This is a genomic window from Dietzia sp. E1 (genome assembly GCF_014145015.1).
In the GTDB taxonomy this organism is placed as follows: Bacteria; Actinomycetota; Actinomycetes; order Mycobacteriales; family Mycobacteriaceae; genus Dietzia; species Dietzia cinnamea_A.
The window spans coordinates 1-1,393 of the sequence record NZ_JAALDU010000003.1; the positions used below are offsets into that span (position 1 = coordinate 1).

The window sequence follows — 1,393 nt, forward strand, 5'->3', positions numbered from 1 at the left end:
GACGGGGCCGTCCGGCGCGTCACCGCCGCGGTCGCCGGGGCCGTCGGGCCGGACGTCGACGCTCCGCACCGCGTAGCCGTCGATCGCGGCCTGGTCGAACGACGGGAGCGGGCGCTCGGCCACGACCTCCTCGGCGCACAGCAGACCCTGCGCCTCGGAGATCGCCACGCGCACGGGGCGCGGGGCGACCGCGGCCGCCGTCACCAGAGCCAGCTGTTCCTCGACGGAGCGCACCAGGTGCTCCTTTCCCGTACCCGTCACCCGCGCGAGCGGACCCGCCTCACCAGTGGAAAAGGGGTTACGACCCCAGTCGGCCCGCGAGCCACTCGCGGAGGTCGTCCGCGTACGCCGGGTTGTCCAGCGCGAAGTCCACGCACGCCTTGATGTAGCCGCCGGGGTTGCCCAGGTCGTGGCGGGTGCCGTCGTGGACCACCACGTGCACGGGGTGCCCCTCGTCGATGAGCAGGTCGATCGCGTCGGTGATCTGGATCTCCCCGCCGGCGCCCGGCTCGGTCCGGCGCAGCGCGTCGAAGATCGCGCGGTCGAGCACGTACCGCCCGGCAGCGGCGAGATTGGAGGGCGCGTCCTCGGCGGCCGGCTTCTCGACCATGCCGAGCACCTTCTTCACCGACGGGTCGTCGGTGTCCTCCACGTCGAACACGCCGTAGGAGGAGACGTTGTCCGGGTCCACCTCGAACGCGCACAGCACGCTGCCGCCACGCTCGGCGCGGACGGCGCTCATCTGGCCGAGGATCCCGAACGGCAGGACCAGGTCGTCCGGCAGCAGTACCGCCACGGCCTGCTCCTCGTCGCCGAGCACCGACTCGACCTGCGCGATGGCGTGTCCCAACCCCAGGGGCTCGTCCTGACGGACGTCGACGACCTCGATGAGCCCGGGCGCGCGCTGGACCTTGTGCAGCAGGACGTCCTTGCCGCGGTCCTCGAGCGTGCCCTCGAGCACGGAGTCCTCGGCGAAATGCGCCATCACGCCGACCTTGCGCTCGGAGGTGACGATCGCGAGCCGCCCCGCCCCCGCCTCGGTGGCCTCCTCGGCGATGAGCTCGATGCCCGGGGTGTCCACGACGGGCAGGAGCTCCTTGGGCACCGTCTTGGTGGCGGGCAGGAACCGGGTGCCGAGACCGGCCGCCGGGACGACGGCGGTCCGGAACTGCGGCGCGGGTGTGGTGTCGGACGTCATGGCGACCACCTTAGACCGCGTACCCGGCACCCACGTGTGACGCCACGCGCGGCAGACTGTGGCTCATGTCGCAGGACGAGCCCGACGTCGGCGCGGGGCCCACCGCCGACGCGGCCGTCAAGGCACGGTTGCGCCGGGAGGTGCTCGCGCGCCGCGCCGCCGTGCCCGCGCCGGTGCGCGTCCGGCGTGACCGGG

At 73.5% G+C, this 1,393-nt stretch carries 1 protein-coding gene and 1 pseudogene; both read right to left on the reverse strand.

Annotation, left to right across the window (positions count from 1 at the left end; all coding sequences use genetic code 11):
• Positions 1 to 234, reverse strand: a pseudogene (locus G6030_RS00140) (molybdopterin molybdenumtransferase); the annotation flags it as partial.
• Between the two features lie 64 nt (positions 235 to 298).
• Positions 299 to 1,198, reverse strand: coding sequence for a UTP--glucose-1-phosphate uridylyltransferase (locus tag G6030_RS00145; RefSeq protein ID WP_007632061.1), 900 nt, complete (start codon positions 1,196 to 1,198; stop codon positions 299 to 301).
• Positions 1,199 to 1,393: the final 195 nt, after the last annotated feature.

Excerpts from the sequence above, each read along its gene's own strand:
- G6030_RS00145 (WP_007632061.1), bottom strand. The coding sequence starts at position 1,198 with ATGACGTCCGACACCACACCCGCGCCGCAGTTCCGGACCGCCGTCGTC.